At 60.3% G+C, this 19,306-nt stretch carries 17 protein-coding genes and 1 pseudogene; 9 read left to right on the top strand and 9 right to left on the bottom strand.

Annotation, left to right across the window (positions count from 1 at the left end):
- Nucleotides 1-63 precede the first annotated feature (63 nt).
- The 7 genes from ACXHRN_RS28075 (at nucleotide 64) to ACXHRN_RS28045 (ending at nucleotide 7,765) form a co-directional block, all read left to right on the top strand.
- A complete protein-coding gene (locus ACXHRN_RS28075; RefSeq protein WP_488642120.1) occupies nucleotides 64-1,077 on the top strand; it encodes an ABC transporter permease in 1,014 nt (337 codons plus the stop codon).
- The gene (locus tag ACXHRN_RS28070) at nucleotides 1,074-1,826 is read left to right on the top strand and encodes an ATP-binding cassette domain-containing protein (protein ID WP_488642119.1); all 753 of its coding nucleotides are present in this window, start codon (nucleotides 1,074-1,076) and stop codon (nucleotides 1,824-1,826) included. Before ACXHRN_RS28075 ends, ACXHRN_RS28070 begins: the two co-directional genes overlap by 4 nt.
- Nucleotides 1,827-1,861: 35 nt before the next feature.
- Complete coding sequence (locus tag ACXHRN_RS28065) at nucleotides 1,862-2,716, top strand: 3-keto-disaccharide hydrolase (protein WP_488642118.1); 855 nt, start codon at nucleotides 1,862-1,864, stop codon at nucleotides 2,714-2,716.
- Complete coding sequence (locus tag ACXHRN_RS28060) at nucleotides 2,713-3,720, top strand: Gfo/Idh/MocA family protein (protein WP_488642117.1); 1,008 nt, start codon at nucleotides 2,713-2,715, stop codon at nucleotides 3,718-3,720. The genes ACXHRN_RS28065 and ACXHRN_RS28060 overlap by 4 nt, the downstream gene beginning before the upstream one ends.
- Complete coding sequence (locus ACXHRN_RS28055; RefSeq protein WP_488642116.1) at nucleotides 3,717-4,625, top strand: TolB family protein; 909 nt, start codon at nucleotides 3,717-3,719, stop codon at nucleotides 4,623-4,625. Before ACXHRN_RS28060 ends, ACXHRN_RS28055 begins: the two co-directional genes overlap by 4 nt.
- A 39-nt stretch (nucleotides 4,626-4,664) precedes the next feature.
- The gene (locus ACXHRN_RS28050) at nucleotides 4,665-5,135 is read left to right on the top strand and encodes a heme-degrading domain-containing protein (protein WP_488642115.1); all 471 of its coding nucleotides are present in this window, start codon (nucleotides 4,665-4,667) and stop codon (nucleotides 5,133-5,135) included.
- Between the two features lie 185 nt (nucleotides 5,136-5,320).
- A complete protein-coding gene (locus tag ACXHRN_RS28045) occupies nucleotides 5,321-7,765 on the top strand; it encodes a glycoside hydrolase family 3 C-terminal domain-containing protein (RefSeq protein WP_488642114.1) in 2,445 nt (814 codons plus the stop codon).
- A gap of 123 nt (nucleotides 7,766-7,888) precedes the next feature.
- On the opposite strand, the gene ACXHRN_RS28040 is transcribed toward ACXHRN_RS28045, so the two are convergent.
- Both ACXHRN_RS28040 and ACXHRN_RS28035 read right to left on the bottom strand, forming a co-directional pair.
- Nucleotides 7,889-9,550: an ABC transporter substrate-binding protein gene (locus ACXHRN_RS28040; RefSeq protein ID WP_488642113.1), complete on the bottom strand. Its 1,662-nt coding sequence runs from the start codon at nucleotides 9,548-9,550 to the stop codon at nucleotides 7,889-7,891.
- A gap of 77 nt (nucleotides 9,551-9,627) precedes the next feature.
- Nucleotides 9,628-10,596 (bottom strand): zinc-binding alcohol dehydrogenase family protein, encoded by a 969-nt coding sequence (locus tag ACXHRN_RS28035; protein WP_488642112.1) that lies wholly within the window; start codon nucleotides 10,594-10,596, stop codon nucleotides 9,628-9,630.
- Between the two features lie 111 nt (nucleotides 10,597-10,707).
- Here ACXHRN_RS28035 and ACXHRN_RS28030 point away from each other — a divergent pair.
- Nucleotides 10,708-10,921: pseudogene (locus tag ACXHRN_RS28030) on the top strand (LysR family transcriptional regulator); the annotation flags it as partial.
- A gap of 60 nt (nucleotides 10,922-10,981) precedes the next feature.
- Here ACXHRN_RS28030 and ACXHRN_RS28025 read toward each other — a convergent pair.
- The 6 genes from ACXHRN_RS28025 to ACXHRN_RS28000 form a co-directional block, all read right to left on the bottom strand.
- On the bottom strand, nucleotides 10,982-12,028 hold the full coding sequence (locus ACXHRN_RS28025; RefSeq protein ID WP_488642111.1) for an ABC transporter ATP-binding protein: 1,047 nt from the start codon (nucleotides 12,026-12,028) through the stop codon (nucleotides 10,982-10,984).
- A complete protein-coding gene (locus ACXHRN_RS28020; protein ID WP_488642110.1) occupies nucleotides 12,015-12,794 on the bottom strand; it encodes an ABC transporter permease in 780 nt (259 codons plus the stop codon). Before ACXHRN_RS28020 ends, ACXHRN_RS28025 begins: the two co-directional genes overlap by 14 nt.
- A gap of 8 nt (nucleotides 12,795-12,802) precedes the next feature.
- Nucleotides 12,803-13,720, bottom strand: a complete 918-nt coding sequence (locus ACXHRN_RS28015; RefSeq protein ID WP_488642109.1) for an ABC transporter permease — start codon at nucleotides 13,718-13,720, stop codon at nucleotides 12,803-12,805.
- A gap of 235 nt (nucleotides 13,721-13,955) precedes the next feature.
- Entirely contained in the window at nucleotides 13,956-15,026 is a 1,071-nt protein-coding gene (locus ACXHRN_RS28010) for an ABC transporter substrate-binding protein (protein ID WP_488642108.1), read from the bottom strand.
- 171 nt (nucleotides 15,027-15,197) lie between these two features.
- A complete protein-coding gene (locus ACXHRN_RS28005) occupies nucleotides 15,198-15,716 on the bottom strand; it encodes a flavin reductase (protein ID WP_488642107.1) in 519 nt (172 codons plus the stop codon).
- Nucleotides 15,713-17,011 (bottom strand): NtaA/DmoA family FMN-dependent monooxygenase, encoded by a 1,299-nt coding sequence (locus ACXHRN_RS28000; protein WP_488642106.1) that lies wholly within the window; start codon nucleotides 17,009-17,011, stop codon nucleotides 15,713-15,715. Before ACXHRN_RS28000 ends, ACXHRN_RS28005 begins: the two co-directional genes overlap by 4 nt.
- On the opposite strand from ACXHRN_RS28000, the gene ACXHRN_RS27995 reads away from it, so the two are divergent.
- The gene (locus ACXHRN_RS27995) at nucleotides 17,006-17,938 is read left to right on the top strand and encodes a helix-turn-helix domain-containing protein (RefSeq protein WP_488642105.1); all 933 of its coding nucleotides are present in this window, start codon (nucleotides 17,006-17,008) and stop codon (nucleotides 17,936-17,938) included. The genes ACXHRN_RS28000 and ACXHRN_RS27995 overlap by 6 nt on opposite strands.
- A 343-nt stretch (nucleotides 17,939-18,281) precedes the next feature.
- Here the strand turns inward: ACXHRN_RS27995 and ACXHRN_RS27990 are convergent, their stop codons facing one another.
- A complete protein-coding gene (locus ACXHRN_RS27990) occupies nucleotides 18,282-19,238 on the bottom strand; it encodes a LysR family transcriptional regulator (RefSeq protein ID WP_488642104.1) in 957 nt (318 codons plus the stop codon).
- Between the last annotated feature and the right edge of the window lie 68 nt (nucleotides 19,239-19,306).

The raw sequence follows: 19,306 nt of genomic DNA, 5'->3' as shown, positions 1-19,306 counted from the left end.
GCTAAACCTGGTCGGATCTGGCTTCCGCCGGGCCCGACGCATTCTCACCGACAGGGATCCATCATGCAAAACAAACTGGCAGACTTGGGCGAAGCCTTTGTTCTCAAGGTCGTCCTGGCCAACCGCGCGGCGTTCTTTGCCGTTGCTCTGGCCATCTTGCTGACAATCGCAAGCCCATATTTCCTGACGTCGCAGAACCTGATCAACCTGATGGATCAGGTGGTGGTCTTCACCGCCGTGGCACTGGCGGCGACCTTCATCCTGGGTGCCGGCGACATCGATCTCTCGATCATTGGCGTGGTGCCCCTGGTAGGCGCGGTCGTGGCCTGGCTGATGGTCACCGGCGGCTGGCCGGTTCCGGCTGCTGTTTTGGCGGGGCTGCTTTTGGGCCTGGTCTGCGGCATGCTGAATGCCGGGATCATCGCCACGTTGCGCCTGCCCTCGTTCATCGTAACGCTGGCCACCGGCGCGATCTTCCAGGGCATGATGTATGTCCTGACCAACATGACCCCGATCACCGGCCTGCCCAAAGCCTTCACCCTGCTGGGCCAGGGGCGCATCGGGCCGTTTTCCACGCCGACGCTGATCCTTCTTCCGCTGATCGCCATCATGGTGGTGGTGCAGAAGCGCACCGTCTTTGCCCAGCACGTCGTGGCGCTGGCCAACAACCCCGAGGCCGTCCGCGTGTCGGGCATCAGCACGGGCTGGCTGCGCTTCAAGCTGTTCACGATGATGGGGTTGTTCTCGGGCTTGGCGGGCATCTTGCTGACGGCGCGTTCGGCCTCGGCTCAGATCGGCGCAGGTTCGAACCTTCTGCTGCTGGTCGTGGCTGCGGTGGTCATCGGCGGCACGCCGATCGCGGGCGGGCGGCTGATGGTGCTGGGCACCGTCTTCGGTTCTCTGACCATCGGCATGATCAGCAACGGGCTGAACCTGGTGGGCTTTCCCACAACCTTCCAGACCGCAACCCAGGGCCTGGTCATCCTGCTCGCGCTCTACAGCGACTCACGCACCACCCATATCCAAAACCGCATAGCCAAGCGGGCCATTCGCCGAGAGTTGGAACAGTCAAGATGACACAACCTATTGTTTCTATGCGAGGAATTGACGTTCTGTTCGGAGGCGTTCATGCCGTGGACAATGTCGACCTCGATCTTTTCGCAGGGCAGGTCGTGGCGCTTCTCGGCCATAACGGTGCAGGCAAGTCAACCTTTGCCGGCGTGCTGGCTGGATCGGTACAGCGCGACAAAGGCATCATCGAGCTCGACGGCAAGCCCGTTAATATCACCAACCCGCGCAGCTCGCGCGAGGCCGGAGTCGAGACGATCTACCAGACACTGGCGCTGGCCGGGAACCTTGATGCCGCCTCGAACATCTTTCTGGGGCGCGAGTTGCGGCGCTTTGGCATCTTCCGCCACGTCGCCGAGATGCGCACCGCCGCCGTAGAGGTCCTGGGTCGCATCAACCCGCGGTTCAGGAACATCGACAACCTGGTGCAGACCTTTTCGGGCGGACAAAAGCAATCTATCGCCATTGCCCGCGCCGTCCACTTCAAGGCTCGTGTGGTGATCCTCGACGAGCCCACGGCCGCGCTTGGGCCGAGCGAGACGCGCCTCTTCAAGGACCTGATCCAGAGGTTGCGCGCCGAAGGCGTGGCGATCCTTCTCATCAGCCACGACATCCACGACGTCTTTGAACTTGCCGACAAGATCGTGGTCATGGCGGACGGGAAGGTCGTGGGTCGACTGAACACTGCCGAGGCCACCAAGGACCACGTGCTATCGCTGATCATCATGGGCGGCGAAATGGCCGCAACTAGTGCCTGACCGTTCCGCAGTCAGCACAATAGAAGGAGGACACAATGACCGAGAATGATCAGGACGGATTCGTCTCGCTGTTCGACGGCAAGACGTTGGACGGCTGGTTTGCCGTACCGCGCACGTATAACGAAATGTGGCCGGGCGGCCCGACGGTGCAAGAGGCCTATCCGGGCTTCTTCCCTGACGATTATAATGAACAGGCTGCAAGGCACCCGGCGGTCTGGACGGTCGAGGACGGCACCATCGTCGGACGACAGGACACGCCCGGCAGCGGCTGGGGCGGCTATCTGGTCAGCAACCGGAAATATGCCGATTTCGAACTGACCTTCGAGGCGAACCCCGACTGGCCAGCCGACACTGGCGTCATGCTGCGCAAGAAGGCTCACAGTTTCCACGGGCTGCAGGTGTTGCTGGATCACCGGCAATCGGGCTCGATCGGCGGCTTCTATGGCAACGGGATCAGCGGTTTCCACGCAGTTCCCTTTGCCCTGGACGTGACGCGTGAGGCGGCCGGCAAACCGGCGGGGCTGTGCGAGGACAATTCGGCGACCTCGGTGGAACCCTGGTCGCAGGCCAAGCGCGACTTGCTGGTTGAGGCCGGCAACGTACAGGATTTCCTCGCCAGATGGAATTTCCTAGGCTGGAACAGTTTCCGCGTCCGTGTCGTCGGCGCCAAGCCCAAGGCGACGGTCTGGATCAATGGTCAAATGACGGCGGAAATCGACCTCGCGACGTTGCAGTTCCCCAATTATGATGCCGACGCCGTCGCTGCTGCCTTGGGCAGGGAGGGCCATATCGCCTTCGAGGTGCATGACAATGACGGCATGCTGAAGGAAGGCCGCTGGGGGCCCGGCGCTGCCTGCCGCTGGCGCAACGTTCGGATCAAGGAGCTGTGAGCGCCGTTTCTGCCAAATCCGACATCCGCTGGGGCATCCTCGGTCCCGGCTTCATCGCGGGCCTCTTTGCCGAGGATCTGGCACGCACCCCCGGTGCGCGATGTGTCGCGGTGGCCTCGCGCGATGAGACGCGGGCCGTAGCGTTTGCCGCAAGCCACGGCATTGCCCGCGCCTATGGCGATTATACGGCGCTGGCCGCCGATTCGGAGATCGACATTGTCTATATTGCAACCCCGCACAGCCACCATTTTGCTCATGCTAAGATGATGCTGGACGCGGGCAAGCCGGTCCTGTTGGAAAAGCCCTTCACCATGAACGCAGTCGAGGGGGCGGCGCTGATCGCACTCGCGCGACAGCGCGGCCTGTTCCTGATGGATGCGATGTGGACTCTATGCAACCCGCTGCTGCGCAACGTCGCTGCCCGGGTTCGCGCGGGCGAGATCGGCACACCTCAGGCCTTCTCGGCCCTGCTGGGACCGATCGGCGTGCCGCAGGGGCACCGGGTGGATGACCCGGCGCTGGGCGGTAGCTACATTCTGGAATGCCTTGTCTACCCACTGAACATCCTTGCTACCCTTGCCCCTGCTCTGATGACGGGCGCCGCCGTCTCCGCCTCGGCTGTGCGCAGTGCGAGCGGTGTCGATACCAGCGCCGCCATCCAGCTTTCCAGCCCGGCCGGGATGTCCGCCATGAGTGGCGGCTTCGTGGTCGGCGGCCGAGGCGCGGGGCCTTCCGGCTTCCAGCTGATCGGCGACAAGGGATGGTTTTGCGTCACAGACAACCTCTTCAACCCCGGGCGAGGCCAGATCAGCACCCCGGTGGGGGTCGAGGATCTGACCGAACCTACCAGCGAGAGCCGCTATCGCTGGGAAATCGAAGAGGCCGGGCGCTGCCTGCGTGCCGGTCTCGCGGAAAGCCCATTGGTGCCACTTGATCTGACCCTTGCCGTTCTACGGGTCTTGGATCAAGCAGTGGCCGATGCCAAAGGAACGGCCCCGAAATGAAAGTTCCCCCACGCGAGCTTGCGTCCCGTCAGCGCTGCCAGATATGGATCCACGACACGAGGATCGGTGAGAGCCAGTTGATCTTCGAGACGACCGATCTGCTGCTCGAGGCGCCGAACTGGACCCTTCAGGGCGATGCGCTAGTCCTGAACGGCGGCGGCATGATGTGGCGTGTGCCCGTCGCGGACCCGGCTCTGCTGCCCATCGAGATTGACGGCCTTCCACCCTGCAACAACGATCACGTCCTGGATCCGGATGGCACGCATATCTTCTTGTCGGCCTATGACGATTGGCACATTTACCGCGCGCCGTTGGCCGGGGGGCGGGCGGTGCGGGTGACGGGCAAGGAGGGGCCGGACGGTCTCTTGCATTTCCTGCACGGCGTCTCTCCCGATGGTCGCCGGCTTGCATTCGTCGGTGTTGAGGCCGAGATGACCGAGGACAGCTTCAAATTCCTGTCGGCCGAGATCTGCACTATCGGCGCCGACGGTCGCGGCTTTTCCCAGATCACCTCGGGCGGGGCGCCGGCGGATGGCCCGGAATACAGCCCCGACGGCACTTGGCTTTACTTCAACACCGAGGCCTTTTCCGGCCATGCCCAGATCGCCCGCATGCGGCCCGATGGCACGGAGACCCAACGCCTGACCACGTCGCTCACGGTGGACTGGTTCCCGCATCTGTCGCCCGATGGCAAGACGGCAGTCTACCTCGCTTATCCGCTCGGCACGCGAGGTCATCCGGCCGACCTGTGGGTGGAACTGAAGGTCGTGCGGGGCGGCGATTGGGACAGGGCGGTGACCGCCGCGCGGCTTTTCGGCGGGCAGGGAACGCTCAACGTCAACAGCTGGTCGCCCGACAATGCCCGTTTTGCCTATGTCACATACCCCGTGGATGCGGCCAGCTAGGCCCCGTCGCTCCATACCCAGAATACAAAGGACATTGACATGATCTATACGCCGGACCAACTCGCTGCCGAGCAGCAGGAGCTTCTTCTCAACCGCTTCGACTATGATTTCGCCTGGGCGCTCGGCACCCGGATGCGCGACCTTGCGGTCCGCGATGCCGCCCCGGTGGCCATCACCGTCGCCCATGGGACCACGGTCATCTTTTCAACCCTGCTGCCGGGGGCGACCCTCGACAACCTCGACTGGGCGGCCCGCAAACGCGCCGTGGTGTACCGGTTCCAACGCTCCTCGCTGGCCATCAGGCTTGAGGCAGAGGAAATGGGCTATGAGTTCAACGCCCGCTTCCGCCTGCCCGAGGCCGATTATGTCGCCAGCGGCGGCGGCGTCCCGTTGATCCTGCGCGACGGAACCCTGATCGGCACGGCGGCCGTCAGCGGCCTCCCGGATGTCGATGACCATAGGCTGGTGGTCGCAGCCATGCGGGATCTGGTCAAGTTGGGCGGTGGCTAACTCTTGGGCTGGAACGTTTCGCCCTGCGATTTCAGAGTAAATTCGATTATTCGGGCTTACAGGTTATCGGATCGCCCCACAGGAACATCGGTAGGGCCGACTGTCGTCACGAAAGGTCAGCCGGCCGCGGCAGTAGCGACTGACCGAACGTCCGATGCTTATCATTAGTTTGGAGAACCAAGACTATGACAGATCACCGAATTGAGACGTTGTTGGATGCGATGACCCTGGAAGAGCAGGTCTCCCTTCTGTCGGGTGCCGACTTCTGGTCGGTGGCGGGCGTCGAGCGGCTGGGCATCGGGGCGCTTGTCGTGTCCGACGGCCCGAACGGCGCGCGGGGTGGCGGCGGACTGGTAGGGGGACCAAAGGCCGCCTGCTTTCCCTGCGGCATCGCCCTAGGTTCCACCTGGAACCCGGCCCTCGTTGCCGAGGTCGGCGCGGCGCTGGCCGAAGAGACACGAACAAGAGGGGCCGATGTCCTGCTTGGCCCGACAATGAACATCCATCGTAGCGTGACGAACGGGCGCAACTTCGAATGCTTTTCCGAAGACCCCTGGCTGACCGCCGAACTTGCCGTCGCCTATGTGCGGGGATTGCAGGATGCCGGCGTGGGCGCGACACCCAAACATTTCGTCGGTAATGAAAGTGAGATCGAGCGGACCACAGTCAGTTCGATGATCCCCGAGGTTGCCTTGCGCGAGACATATCTCGCGCCGTTCGAGGCGGTGACCAAGGCCGGGGCCTGGGCAATAATGTCGTCCTATAACAAGGTGAACGGGACCTATTCCGCCGAAAACCACTGGCTGCTGACCGGCGTGCTGCGCGACGAATGGCACTGGGACGGGCTGGTCATGTCCGACTGGTTCGGATCGCGCAGCATGGAGCCAACGATTGACGCGGGGCTTGATCTTGAAATGCCGGGCCCCACCCGTGACCGCGGGGCCGCCTTAGCGGCAGCGGTGCGCGAGGGCCGGGTGGATGCGGCACCGATCCGCGCTTCGGCCCGCCGGATGCTGCGCCTGATGCAGCGCACCGGGGCGCTCGACCGGGCCACCCGGCCACCCGAAGGTGAGGCCGACGTTCCGGAGCATCGTGCCCTGATCCGCCGGGCCGGGGCCGAGGGCACGGTGATGCTGAAGAACGACGGCGGGCTGTTGCCGCTGCCTTCTACTGTCGGAAAAATCGCGGTCATCGGCCCGAACGCCCGCAGCGCCCGGATAATGGGCGGCGGCTCCGCCCAGTTGAACGCGCACCGCGCCGTAAGCACGTGGGAAGGCTTGGCCGACCGGATGGGCGAGGAACGGTTGGTCTTTGCCGAGGGCTGCAGCAATCACCGGTGGGAGCCGTTGTGGACCGGAGCGCAGACCGTGGATTACTTCACCTCGCCCGATCTGTCCGGCGTGCCTGTGTACAGCGAATCTATGACTGACGCCGTGCAATTCTGGGTGCCACCGATTGCCGGGGGGAAGGTCGATCCGCGCACCTTCTCGGCCCGCATCTCGGGCAGCTTCACACCGGACCGCACTGCGACCTACCGGGTCGGCATTCATGCCACCGGCCCGATCCGCCTGCTGGTTGACGGCAAGGTCGCCGCCGATGCCTGGTCCGACTGGAAGCCCGGCCACACCTTCTTTGAGGAAGGCAATGACGAGATCACCGCCGACGTGGCGCTGCAGGCCGGCCGGAGCTATGCCGTCACTGTCGAGTTCCGCGCCAAGCCCGGTGCCAACCTGGACTTTTCGGCCTTTCGCGCAGGCATCGGCCTGCCTCTGGGTTCCGACGCCATCAGCAAAGCGGTGGAAATTGCGGTCTCGGCCGATGCCGTTATTCTGTGCCTTGGACGGTCGGGTGAATGGGATACCGAGGGCAGTGATCTTGGCGACATCCGCCTGCCCGGCCTGCAAGACGCCCTCGCCGCAGCCGTCTTGGCCGCGAATCCGCGTACGGTGATCGTGCTTCAATCTGGCGGGCCAGTCGAAATGCCGTGGATTGGGCAGGCCGCCGCCGTCCTGCAGTCGTGGTATCCGGGGCAAGAGGCGGGCCACGCCATCGCCGACGTTCTTTTCGGTGACGCCGAGCCCAGCGGGCGGCTACCGCAGACCTTTCCGGCCCGGCTAGAGGACAATCCCACATATAGCCAGGACCCGGAAATCTACCCCGGCCTTGATGGTAAGGTCCGCTATGAAGAGGGCCTGTTCACCGGTCATCGACACCATGACCGCACCGGAATCGTGTCTTTGTTCCACTTTGGTCACGGTCTCGGCTACACCACTTTCCTGCTCGACGATCTGTCTGGAAAGGCGACCGGCGAAGGCGCCGAATTTCATGTGCGTGTAACCAATGCCGGCAAGCGCACGGGTGCGACCGTGGTGCAGCTCTATCTCGGCCCCGAACCGGTCCCCGAAGGTCGCCCGCGTCGGCAGTTGCGCGCCTTCGCCAAGGTCACGCTCGACCCCGGCGAGGCCGAAACGGTCACATTGCACACCGACGCCCGGTCATTTCAACGATGGGACCACGGCGCGCAGGACTGGGTGCCTGTGTCCGGGCGCTGGCATGCCGAGGTCGGGTTTTCGGCTGGCGACATCCGCGCGACGACAACATTGGGGGTGCCGGACCTATCAGGCCCGTAAAAAACAACTGCCTGATGATAAGTGTCTGGCTTCAGTCAGCATGGCGGAGACAGGATCTCACCCGGGATTCCATGGCCGGAATGACGGCGGGCACAGTCATCAATCCGTATGGGATGTCCTCGCCTAGACCGATGCCTTGCGAAGGAACAGATGACCCATGGCCGTCAGTTCAATGCCGGAAACGCCTTTCTTTGCCGCTGAAACAAAGTCGTTGAAGTAGCTGATGATTGTCGGATTCTCCTCAAGGAGGAGCCTTTGAATTTCTCCGGCTGCTTTCTTCTGGGCGTCGATATCGAGTGCGGCCACGTAGGTGGAAACCAAGCTGTCATAGTCCTTGTTTTTAAAATGGGCGGAGTTCCAGGTCCCCTCGCTCTTGAGGGGAGCTGTCAGGAACACGTTGGGAACGCCCCGGTGGCCGAAGTCAGTGATGCCCATGTCTGAATCGAGCCACGGCGACTTGCCGAAAACGGCGTCTCCATAATAAGCGCCCTGATCCATCAAGTTGAGGTTCAGAGTGATGCCAATCTCCTTGACCGCGTTCTGGATGAGCACCGCGTAGTCGGGAAGTTCAAGATATTTCGCTGTGGTGAGCGAAATCTCAAATCCGCCTCCCGCCCCGGCCGCCGCCATCAGTTCCTTCGCCTTGGCGATGTCTTTCTCGCGCTGCGGCACGCCTGTGTCGGTGGAGGGATATGCCGAGGCAAATGGGTTGTCGTTGCCGACGACGGCCTTGCCCCTCATTAGACCCTTGACGAGCCTGGGCCGGTCGAGGCACAACGCGATCGCCTGCCGGACTCGCTTGTCGGTAAATGGTGCCTTGTCGGTCCGCATGTGGACGAGCTGGTGCGCTGTGGACGGTATCGCCATCGTCACAATCGCGGGATCGTTCTGAAGGGCCGCCGACTGCAGGACGGGAAGCTGGTGGATGTAGTCGCATTCTCCGCCTTGGAGCGAGAAGATTTGTGGCTGATAGTCGGCGTAGAAGCTCAGTTCGACGCGGTCAGGAATTGGCGTGCTGCTCCAGTAATTTTCGTTGCGGACGAACGACGCACCCACCTTGGGCTTGTAGGATTCAAGCTTGAATGGTCCGGTCCCGATCATCTTGGTCTCGAAATCGCCATCGTAATCTGCTGGCAGGATCACGGAATTGTAATTGTCGGTCGACAGCATGTATGGAAAATTGCCGTTCGCCGCGTCGAGGTGGAATTCGACGGTATGGTCGGCGACCTTCTTCGCGCCGCCCTTAGACATCACGCCGCCGAATACCGATAGCGCGTTCGAACCGTTGGCCGGATCGGCCAGTCGGTTGATGCTGGCGACGACATCGTCGGCCGTCATGGGCCTGCCGTCGTGGAATTTGACATCGCTGCGCAGCTTGAAGGTCCAGACCGTGCCGTCTTTGTTCGGTGACCAGCTCTCGGCCAGAAGCGGGCGCGCCACGAGGTCTGCGCCTGAAAGTACAAGTGTCTCGGCGACTTGGCTCAATACCACGATCCCGCCGGAGTCGGCGAGCTTCACAGGTTCGATCGCTGCGGTCGGCACGAGCTGGGCGACCCGTACCGTTCCGCCCGGTGTCTGGGCCAGTGCCAAGCCTGATGTGCCAGCACCCATCCCTGCCGCTCCAAGGAGCCTTCCCATGAACGGGGCCGACAGTCCGAGAACGGAGCCAAAGCGAAGGAATTCGCGGCGGTTGACGCGGCCCGAAACCAGGCCGTCAATTAGATTGTTGTCGTGGTCGTTACGACCGTCACGCAGACCGTCCAGAAGCTTGAAGTTAATCGGCATGAGGTTGTTTTCTCCAGTGGAATTGGGAATTGTTCTCTCGAAAAGGTTCGGTGAACTACCGGAAGCCAGGAAACGGATCAGGTCAGAACGACGATCTTGCCGCCCGACCTATTCTCTTCCATGGTCCGGTGGGCTTCGACGATTTCGTCGATGGCGAAGACGCGGCCAATAGGGGGCTTGAACCGTCCGGTCTCGACTTCGTCGATGATTTCCTGCAGCGGCGTCGCCGCAAAATCGTCAGCTCCGCCCGTGTAAGTCGTCAGGTTCACGGTAGAGGGGATCACCTCCATAGGAGCGAAGCGTTGATATTCCCAGGCGTCGCCGACCATGCCCGCCATGCAGACGCTGCCGCCCTTCGCCGCGCAGTTCAGGCTGTCCGTCAATGTGGTAGTGCCGACCAGTTCGAACACCTTCTCGACACCGTCGGGGTGTAGACGGCGCACATCGGTGGCAATCTCGCCCGTGTCAAGGATGACCTCATCGGCACCGTTGGCCAGAAGCATTTCTTCGCGCTCTCTTCGACGCGTCGTCGCGATGACGTGGGCACCCCGGCGCTTTGCGAGTATCGCTGCGGTCAAGCCGACGGATGTGGTCCCCCCGCGTATCAGGAAGGTCTCACCTTGCTTGAGGTGCAGAGCGGTCTCGATCGCGCCCCATGCGGTCTGCACCATCTCTGGCAGCGCGCCGAGGATGTCCCAAGCAAGCGAGCTGGTCAGGCGCTGTACGTTCGCCGCGGGAACGAGCGTGAACTCCGCATACCCGCCGTCAAACGCACGGCCCATCCCGCCCATTGCCGTCGCGACCGTGTCGCCTTCCTGGAATTCTCCGTCGGGAGCGGAAGCGACGGTTCCGACAGCTTCAATTCCGAGGATACGAGGAAAGACGACGCTCGGGGAATGTCCTTGTCTGGTAAAGAGTTCAGAACGGTTCAGTCCGAAGGCTTTCACCCTGATCAGCACCCACCCCGATCTCGGCGTGGGAACAGGGCGTTCCTCGATCTTCAGAACCTCGGCGAGGCCCGGCTGATGAATAACGACTGCCTTCATAATGACTCGCTCATTCGATCACGTCTCAGTTTGCCGCAAAGGTGCGATTAAAACGAAACTGCGATAAATGAGTATTTTGTAACAACACTTACAACAGAATGTTTCTAATGGATCGTTTGGCGCACGGCGATTTTCGTAAAGGCGATCGACCTCGGGTCGTTCAGCGCGGCCGCCGACGCGCTTGGTATGTCGCCTCATCTGGTCGGTGAACACGTGCTGGCCCTGGAAAAACCATCTGGGAGTCAAGCTCATCAACCGTACGACGCGCCGCCAGTATCTCACTGAGATCGGGAAGCAGATTTATGAACGTATTCTCGCACAAGCGCGAACGAAGAGCCTCTGACCTGAGGTCAACCCTACTGATTTAGCTGGACTTTTAGCTGGACTAATCCTCAAGAACAACCGTGTGTCCAGGCGACCAATACAGTGTCAGCCGGTCGTCCTTGATACGGTGATTGCCGCTGCTGTTTTGCACGAGGAGCTTCAGGGGCGCGCCGTCGGGCGTCTCCAGTAGATATGTCAGCGTCGGCCCCGAATAGATGGTGGCGGTCACACGGGCGGCGATACTGTTTTGATCCGCCGAGGGAATCATCGACATTTTTTCGGGCCGGATCGCCAGTGTCACACGGCGTCCATCAGTCTGCCTCGGACCGTCCAACCGTATCAGGGACCCGCTATCGAGCCGGACTGCCCCTTCGTGTGTCATCCCCGAAAGAAAATTCGAATCGCCGAGAAACTCGGCTGCAAACCGGGTCCTCGGGCGTTCATAGGCGACGGATGGGCTGTCCATCTGCACGATGCGGCCCTTGTCGATGATCGCCACGCGGTCGGAGAGAGACAGGGCTTCCTCCTGGTCATGGGTCACGAAGATCGTCGTCAGGCCGCTTTCGCGCTGGATGCGAAGCAGTTCCACCTGCATTTCCTGGCGCAGTCTGCGATCGAGGGCAGATAGGGGTTCGTCCAGCAGCAGCACGTTCGGCCGGATGACGATCGCACGCGCCAGCGCCACCCGTTGCTGTTGTCCGCCCGACAACTGCCTGGGAAACCGGTCGCCGAAGTCCGGAAGCCGCACCAAGTCGAGCGCCCGTTCGACCTCCTTGCGGACGACTTGCCCACGCATTCCGCGCCGTTCGAGACCGAAGGCCACGTTCTGTGCGATCGTCATTTGTGGGAAAAGCGCATAGGATTGGAACATCATGCCGATATTGCGTCCCCAGACGGGCACCCGCGTCACGTTCCGTCCGCCGATCATCACCACGCCTTGGTCGGGTTGCACGAAACCGGCGATGATCCGCAGCAGCGTCGACTTGCCTGAGCCGGACGGGCCTAGCAAGCTCGTGAAAGACCCCTCCTCGAACTCCGCGGTAATGCCGGTCAGGACCGGGATCGGGCCGTATTTCTTCGCAACGGTTTGAAGGTCAACGCGTGTCACGGTGTACTCCCGGCTTGGTAAAACGTGTGAAGATCAGGATGATGGTCATCGAACCGAAGAGAAGCAGCGTCGAGATCGCGTTGATCTCCGGCGTGAAACCCTTCCGGATCGCCGAGTAGATCTGGACAGGCAAGGTCGAGAAGCCAGGCGTGGCGAGGAAATAGGAAATCACGAACTGGTCCAGGGAGACGGCGAAGGCGAAGAGTGCCGCGCCGAAAATGCTTGGATAGAGGAGCGGTAGAGTAACCGCAAAGAAAGCATGGACAGGGGTCGACCCCAAGCTCATCGCCGCCTCCTCGAGATCCGTACGAATCGTACTCAGTCCGGTGCCGACGAGCAGAACGACATAGGGTATGGCGAGCGCGACATGGCCGATGAGCAGTGCGTGGAATCCCCGGCCAATCCCGGCCCAGTAGAAGAAGATCAGCATTGCGGTGCCGGTGATGAGCCAGGGGATTGCGATCGGCGGCAGGAGAAGGAGGCGAAGCAAGCACTTGCCGCGAAAGCGGCGTCGGGACAGGGCGATGGCCGCGATTGTTCCCATCGTCGTAGCAAGCACCGACGCAAGTGATGCGATGATGATACTGTTGGCTCCCGCCGCCAGCAATGGCCGGTTGCCCATCAACTGCTGGTACCAGGTCGTGCTGAAGTTGAACGGAAGCTCGTAGAGCGGGGAGGCGTTGAAGCCCATCGCCACCATCACGAGGATCGGTGTGTACAGAAAAAACAGGATCAGGACTAGGAAGAGACGTCCAAGGATTCTCATCTATACCCTCACGTAGCTGGACTGCGGCGGAGTACGCCGGAGAATGTCGCCAAGATGCCCAGCACCACGACGAGCATGGTGAATGACAGGGAGGCGCCGAGGGGCCAGTTGAACGCCTGCGTGAACTGATCCTCGATCACTGTGCCCATCGTCACCCCGACACGTCCGCCAAGGATGCGCGCTTCCATGAAGGATCCAATCACCGGGATGAAGATCAGCACCGCGCCGGACATGATTCCCGGCATGGCCAGGGGCAGGAGGATTTTCCCCAGCACGACCCACCATCGCGCGCCCAGGCTGGCGGCAGCCTCGATGAGGGTCTCGTCAATCGCCAGAAGGGCTATGTAGCAGGTCAGAATCATGTAGGGCAGATAGCCGTGCACCAGGCCCACGACGATGGCGTAGCGCGAATATAAGATCGCAATAGATCCCCCGTCTGGCACGATCAGGTGGAAGAGATTGTCGAGGAAGCCGTTCTCTCGCAGGACCATCGTCCAGGAGAAGATCCGCACCAGACCATTGGTCCAGAACGGCAGTAGAATGAGGACGAGCAGGGTCTCGCGGCTACGGCCCACTGTCGTCCGAACAAGTGCAAGCGCTGCCAGAAAGCCGAGTACCGCACATATCGACGTTGTCCAGAGGCCGATCACGATCGAATTGAGGCCGATGCCAACGAGATAAGGTTGGTTGATAAAGGCGAGGTAGTGCTTGTAGGTGAATACCACAGGGCGATTGCCGATGGGCGTCGCTGCCATGAAGGAGAAGGCAAGCATCGCCAGCAGCGGGAGGAAAATGGCAAGCATCAGCCATGCATATGTCGGGAGCAGTAGTGCAGTCGTGGAGAGCCATGCGGGAAGAGGAGGACGACTTACCTTTAGGCCGGGTAATGCACCTTCTCGCGCGTTGCTATTCCTTGCGTCATACATGCTCGATGGTTCCGGGCAAGTGGCAACGAGGTAGGCCGGTCCCCACCGCCTGCAGCCCACATCCTTCCTGCTGATCGACATCCATCATCGCGATATTCCCTTTTGCGTCGTATTGACCGTAGGGGCCAAGTCGGATCTCTGTTGCAGAGTCCAGGGTGAAGCCAAACGAAAGGGTGCCGAGGACGATCGATGCTGTTGCATGGTCGCCCCACGGCCGTCCTGAGGCTTAGCGCGTCTATTCGGCATAGTATGCCTTCACTTCCAACCATAGATCGGTGAAAGCCTGCAGTCTTTCATCCGGTAGTGCCGACATCACGGCCATGGATTTCAGATATTCCGGCTTGTGGAACAGACGGCTTAGATCATCGGCCGGAAGGGCATCCATGATGGTCTGACTGACCGAAGCAGGCGCGCCGACCTTCGTCGCCCATTCCACGTAAAATGCGGGATCCATCAGCCAATTGGCAAAGACATGCGCTTCAGCGACCTTTGTCGATGCCGATGGGATACAGAGCCCGGCCAGCCAACCCATTCCGCCTTCTCTGGGCACCGTGAAGTTCACCGGCAACTTGAGGTTCCGCTTCGAACGCACCAGAGAGCCCGACCAGAACATGGAAATATCGAATTCCTTGGCGGCAAACGCCTTGTTCCACTGATCCTCGGTGCTCCACAAAAGCTTCACATTGGGTTTCAGGGACTTGAGCATGTCCTTGATCGCGCCGAGATCCTTTGGATTGTTTATGTCCTGGCCGGTCATCAGCGCAGCCATCGCCACGCCGGTGATGCCGTCATCCATCAAACACACGCGATTGGCAAACTGCTTGTCCGCCAAGGTCAGGTAGCTGGTGGGTTCGGGCATGCCTTCACGATACGTAATCGACGTGAGTCCCCAATTCCAGGGAACGGCATAGCCCTTGCCGTCAGCCATGAAGTTCACGTTCTCGATGACAGACTTATCGACGCCGGCTGCGTTCGCGACCTTTGAGAAGTCGATGGGCAGCAGCAGGTCCTCGGAAATCGCCTGGAGAGCGCGGGATGCGCTGAAAACCACCAGGTCGTACTGACCTGGATTGGTATGAAGCTTGGTCAGTGCCTCGGATTCCGAACTGTAGTAATCATGAATGACATTGATGCCGGTTGTTTCCGCGAACTTCTTGAGCGACCAAGCCTCATCGGTTCCGTAACCCTGCCAGTTCAGCACGGTGATATCGGTCGCGGCCTGCGCGCGCTTCGGCAGGAAGCTTGCGCTTGCGCCGGCGATCAAGGAAAGGCTCATCAATCCGAGTGTATCTCGTCTCGTATACATCTTTATTCCCCTCTTGGATTGTGCATTGGTTGTTCACGCGTCCGTCGTGTCGGATGACGTCGCGGCCCACCGCGTGTTTCCGATACGACGGCATGCTTTGCATGCAGCATTCAAAACGTGTCGCGTTCCTTTCCAGGTTTCACAATCGGATCACCTTTCACCACGCAGGGTTCAGGAGAGTTGCCGATACGATCTGTTGAAGTAGACGAGGGGATTTCCGCCCCGTTGGCAAATGTCCGTGACCTTGCAGATCAGGATATCGTGTGTGGCGCCGTCGTAAACTTCGATCAGCGCGCAGTCGATGCTGACCATGGCGCTCGAAAGTGCTGGCGACCCGTTGGCGCAGACAGTCCAGCTTCCGGCTTGGAAGCGCTCGTCCATGGGTGTCTTGCCGCCGAACAGGCTGGAGATTTCCCGGTCTTCCTCGCCAAGTATGTTGACGCAAGCCACCTTGTTGGTGCGTATGGCGGCATGGGCGGAGGACGCCCGGTTGACGCAGACCAGCAGGCTCGGAACCCTGTCGCTGAGGCTGCAGACCGCAGTCGCCGCAAATCCTGCCTTGCCCCCATCACCATCGGTCGTCACGAGCGTGACTCCGCTGGCATGTTGAGCCATCGCATCCCTGAATATCGATCGCAGCGCATCCGGGATGCACTCGTCCTGTCTGGACAGGAGGGTTGCTTCCGTCATTGCATGTCTCCCCGCAGATTGCCGCGCATCGTGGCGGCGGAGTAATATCGGCGAAATACCCCGCGCTGCTGAAGAATCGGCACGACGGAGCGGGCAAATGCCTCGTGGCTGGTCGGAAACGTCGCTGGCGTCAGCACGAAGCCGTCACAGGCATTCGACAGGAACAGGTCCTCCAGTCGATCCGCAATCATCTCCGCGGTACCGACGATCTGGTCAGGGGGCAGTGTCCGCGCCGCTTCCGTAACGGAAAGCCCCAGGTTCGACTGGGTCTGCGACAGCATGTCGACGGCGCCTGCCATGCCCTGGCTACCCGCGGCGGCCGAGATTTGGTCGCCTTCCCTATATCGGCTTATATCGACGCCCACGGAACTGGAGGTGGTGGCGATCTTGAGGTCTTCTGTGGCCAGGGCGTTGATAAAATCGGCCTTTTCGCGCGCGATGGATTCGGTCTCGCCGATGATGCAGGTCACCTGTGCCAGGATGGCGCAATCCTCCGGCCGCCGGCCTCGGGCGACCATCCTCCGCTTCAGATCGGCATAGAATTCCTGCATCTTCGGCTTGCCGAGCTGGGCGGCGAAGACCACCTCGGCCCAGCGCGCGGCGAACTGCCGGCCCCTATCCGACGAACCCGCCTGCATGATGACCGGGTGGCCCTGTGCGCTGCGAGGTATCGAAAGCGGCCCGCGGGTGCGCACGTACCGACCTTCGTAGTCGGCATAGTGGACCTTGGTGGGGTCGGCGAAGAACCCTGCATTCTTGTCGAAGACGAACGGGTCGGCGTCCCAGCTGTGCCAGAGCTTTATGCAGGCTTCAACGACTTCGTCGGCCATATCATAGCGCTGATCCTTGTCAGGCAACGAATCGAAACCGAAGTTCTGCGCCTCCAGATTTGTTGCCGAGGTCACCACGTTCCATGCCACGCGACCCTTGCTGAGCACGTCCAGCGATAGCAGTGTCCGTGCGAGATAGTAAGGGTGAAACAGTGAGGTGGACAGAGTTGCTCCGAGGCCGAGGCGGGTGGTCGCACGCGCCATGATAGGCAGGACCGTCAACGGGTCGAGGAAGCTGATCTGGCCGCCGCTGCGGACATATGTTTCAGGGCTGCCTTTGTGGATGTCGTAAAGCCCGAACAAATCGGCAAAGAAGCAGCCGTCAAAACAGGCATCCTCGAGAATGCCTGCGATGCGCTCGTAGCGTGCGGGCTCGAAGATGTCGTCAAGGGTCGATTCAGGGTGTCTCCACCCGCCGGTGTGAAACGCGGTGGGGCCAGTCTTCAAATATGCAAGCAAATGCATCTTTCTCTTCATGGGCACCGGTCGCTTTCTGGCAATGATTGCGTCTGCAACGAAGCTCGCAGTTTTCGTGCGCGATGGCATCGCTTGTTTGTTTCAAGACTTCACGCTATTTTTCCTATGAATCGTAGGAGAAGCGCCATCATCAGCACCTTCGTCAAGGAGTATTTCGATGCCTGTCTGCAGGGGCAGCCAGCGATCGAGACCGCGCTTCGCCTCGTCTGCGAGAGCTGGGAATGCTGGCATGTTTCCGCTTTGCTCCGGCTCGACGAGGAGGGCGCCTTCATCGACCTGATCGACAGTTTCGGAAGAACAGGCCCATTGTTCGACGGCACGCCGAAACGGTGGCCGCTCACCTTCAGCCCCTCACGCGGCGTTATTGAGACAGGCAGGGCATTCTTCACATCCGACATCCAGGAGCAGGCCCAATTTCCGCTCTACCGGCTCGACGCCGAGATCTTAAATTATCATTCGGTGCTGATCGCCAAGCTGCCGCGCTTCAATGCGGCGACCTTCGTTCTGACGGTTCATTCCCGCGAACGGATCGACTTTTCAGACCTCATCCTGCACGACATCGAGGCCGTTGCACGCTGTCTGGCGATGGCGATGTTGCGCGAGGCGGAACTGAAGCGCTTCGATCGCGACCTCGAGGAGTATCGACGTCTACCTATCAAACTCGAGACCGCCAACGCGGTGGTTGTCGGACGGTTTCTGGCGAAGGCTGACAAAAAGCTAATCAAGACAGCATTCGTGTTCGCAGAAACGGGCGGCAAATATCAGGAGACAGCCGAAAGACTATCCATTCACATATCCACCCTGCGCTACAGGCTCACAAAGATCGAGATCGAATTCGATCTCGATCTTTGTGAAAACGAAACACGCAATCAGATTGCGTTTCAGGACTTAATCTCTAAGCACATCCATGGCTGACAGTGTTCTGAGGCATCATGGAGGTTAGAAGGACACCGTCGCCGAGCATAACCGGTTCGCCGATTGCGTTTCGTGACGATTGCTCGGCCAGCTATGGGCTAATCGGCCCAATCGCTAACACTGGTCTCGGTCCGCGTAACGTGCATCTGGGGCTCAGGTCGCCATCATGTACCTCATTCCTTTGTAGATCGCGGCATGGATGTTGCGTGATGACACGCTGTGGGTTCAAGCGTTGACGCGGAAATCCGCCGACGTCCTGGACTCGCTCGTCAAACGTCGAGGAGATTTCTTGCCGGATAATTCTACGCACCCGATCCGGATCAACAAGACATCACAGTCCGGATCAAACATCTAGCAGCTGAGTGACAATTGAGTGCAGAACACGAAGTTCCATTGAGGTATCATCCTCTCGATGGCAAAAGACTATTGGCGAGGTAATCTGCTCTGTCAGACTCCGGTAGGTTACTCCAGGTAAAGCAACCAAACGAGCGGATGCTGGAACGATCGATAGCCCGCTTCCCGCCGCAATCAGTATTATTGCCGTTTCGTATTGCCTGACCTCGATAACGTTCGAAAGAACTATGTTGCGCTCTGCAAACTGACCGAGGACATGGTCTGCCAAGCTAGGACGAGGATCGCTGGTGTAAACAATGAACGGCTCATCTCTCAATGCCTCGAGCGGCATCGAATCCTCTTGATTTGCCAAGTGATGATCATAGGGTAGGGCAACTACCATTGGCTCGTGGCGTAAAACGATGCGCCGAACACCGTCCGAAACAACTTCAACTCGACTGATACCGGCGTCGATCCGTCCTTGCCTAAGGGCGTCTGCTTGCTCGATGCTATTCATCTCCAGGATATGCACATCGACATCTGGCAATGCGCGCCGATATTCCCGAATGACACTGGCGAGATTCCCGTGAAAGCTCGCGGGCACAACGCCGAGGTTAAGTGTACGGCGTTCGTCAGTGAGCAACCGCCGCATGGTCGCCATCATCGCGTCTGTCTTCTGCAAAACCTGTACTGCATGGTCGAAAAACACCCGTCCTGCGGGAGTTAGGGTCAAAGGCCGTGAGTCCCTGTTGATCAGGATGGAGCCGATTTCGAGCTCCAGTTCTCGAATACGCTGACTTAGAGGGGGCTGCGCCATTCGCAGGAGCGCGGACGCCCGCGTAAAGCTCCCCATACGCGCGACGGTCACGAAATATCTCAGCCTCCTGAGGTCCATTTGATATCCCTGTTCGGATATGATGATCCGCCATCGACTCAATAAAAAATGCTGTAGGGCGACGAAGATCATATCAAATCGATATGATCAAGACCAAAACGGTGTTTTCAAAACCAAGTTCAGGCTCGTAAGCGTTTCTC

This window comes from Shinella sp. OV683 (assembly GCF_057787725.1).
The sequence above is the reverse complement of the archived record's forward strand: the minus strand, read 5'-3'. Positions and strand labels throughout refer to the sequence as shown.

Bases quoted from the DNA above. Each gene is read 5' to 3' on its own strand.
- ACXHRN_RS28015 (WP_488642109.1), bottom strand. From the start codon at position 13,720: ATGTATGACGCAAGGAATAGCAACGCGCGAGAAGGTGCATTACCCGGC.
- ACXHRN_RS27990 (WP_488642104.1), bottom strand. From the start codon at position 19,238: ATGATCTTCGTCGCCCTACAGCATTTTTTATTGAGTCGATGGCGGATC.
- ACXHRN_RS28070 (WP_488642119.1), top strand. From the start codon at position 1,074: ATGACACAACCTATTGTTTCTATGCGAGGAATTGACGTTCTGTTCGGA.
- ACXHRN_RS28005 (WP_488642107.1), bottom strand. From the start codon at position 15,716: ATGACGGAAGCAACCCTCCTGTCCAGACAGGACGAGTGCATCCCGGAT.
- ACXHRN_RS28000 (WP_488642106.1), bottom strand. From the start codon at position 17,011: ATGCATTTGCTTGCATATTTGAAGACTGGCCCCACCGCGTTTCACACC.
- ACXHRN_RS28050 (WP_488642115.1), top strand. From the start codon at position 4,665: ATGATCTATACGCCGGACCAACTCGCTGCCGAGCAGCAGGAGCTTCTT.
- ACXHRN_RS28010 (WP_488642108.1), bottom strand. From the start codon at position 15,026: ATGTATACGAGACGAGATACACTCGGATTGATGAGCCTTTCCTTGATC.
- ACXHRN_RS28075 (WP_488642120.1), top strand. From the start codon at position 64: ATGCAAAACAAACTGGCAGACTTGGGCGAAGCCTTTGTTCTCAAGGTC.
- ACXHRN_RS28045 (WP_488642114.1), top strand. From the start codon at position 5,321: ATGACAGATCACCGAATTGAGACGTTGTTGGATGCGATGACCCTGGAA.
- ACXHRN_RS28065 (WP_488642118.1), top strand. From the start codon at position 1,862: ATGACCGAGAATGATCAGGACGGATTCGTCTCGCTGTTCGACGGCAAG.
- ACXHRN_RS28055 (WP_488642116.1), top strand. From the start codon at position 3,717: ATGAAAGTTCCCCCACGCGAGCTTGCGTCCCGTCAGCGCTGCCAGATA.
- ACXHRN_RS28035 (WP_488642112.1), bottom strand. From the start codon at position 10,596: ATGAAGGCAGTCGTTATTCATCAGCCGGGCCTCGCCGAGGTTCTGAAG.
- ACXHRN_RS28040 (WP_488642113.1), bottom strand. From the start codon at position 9,550: ATGCCGATTAACTTCAAGCTTCTGGACGGTCTGCGTGACGGTCGTAAC.
- ACXHRN_RS27995 (WP_488642105.1), top strand. From the start codon at position 17,006: ATGCATCTTTCTCTTCATGGGCACCGGTCGCTTTCTGGCAATGATTGC.
- ACXHRN_RS28020 (WP_488642110.1), bottom strand. From the start codon at position 12,794: ATGAGAATCCTTGGACGTCTCTTCCTAGTCCTGATCCTGTTTTTTCTG.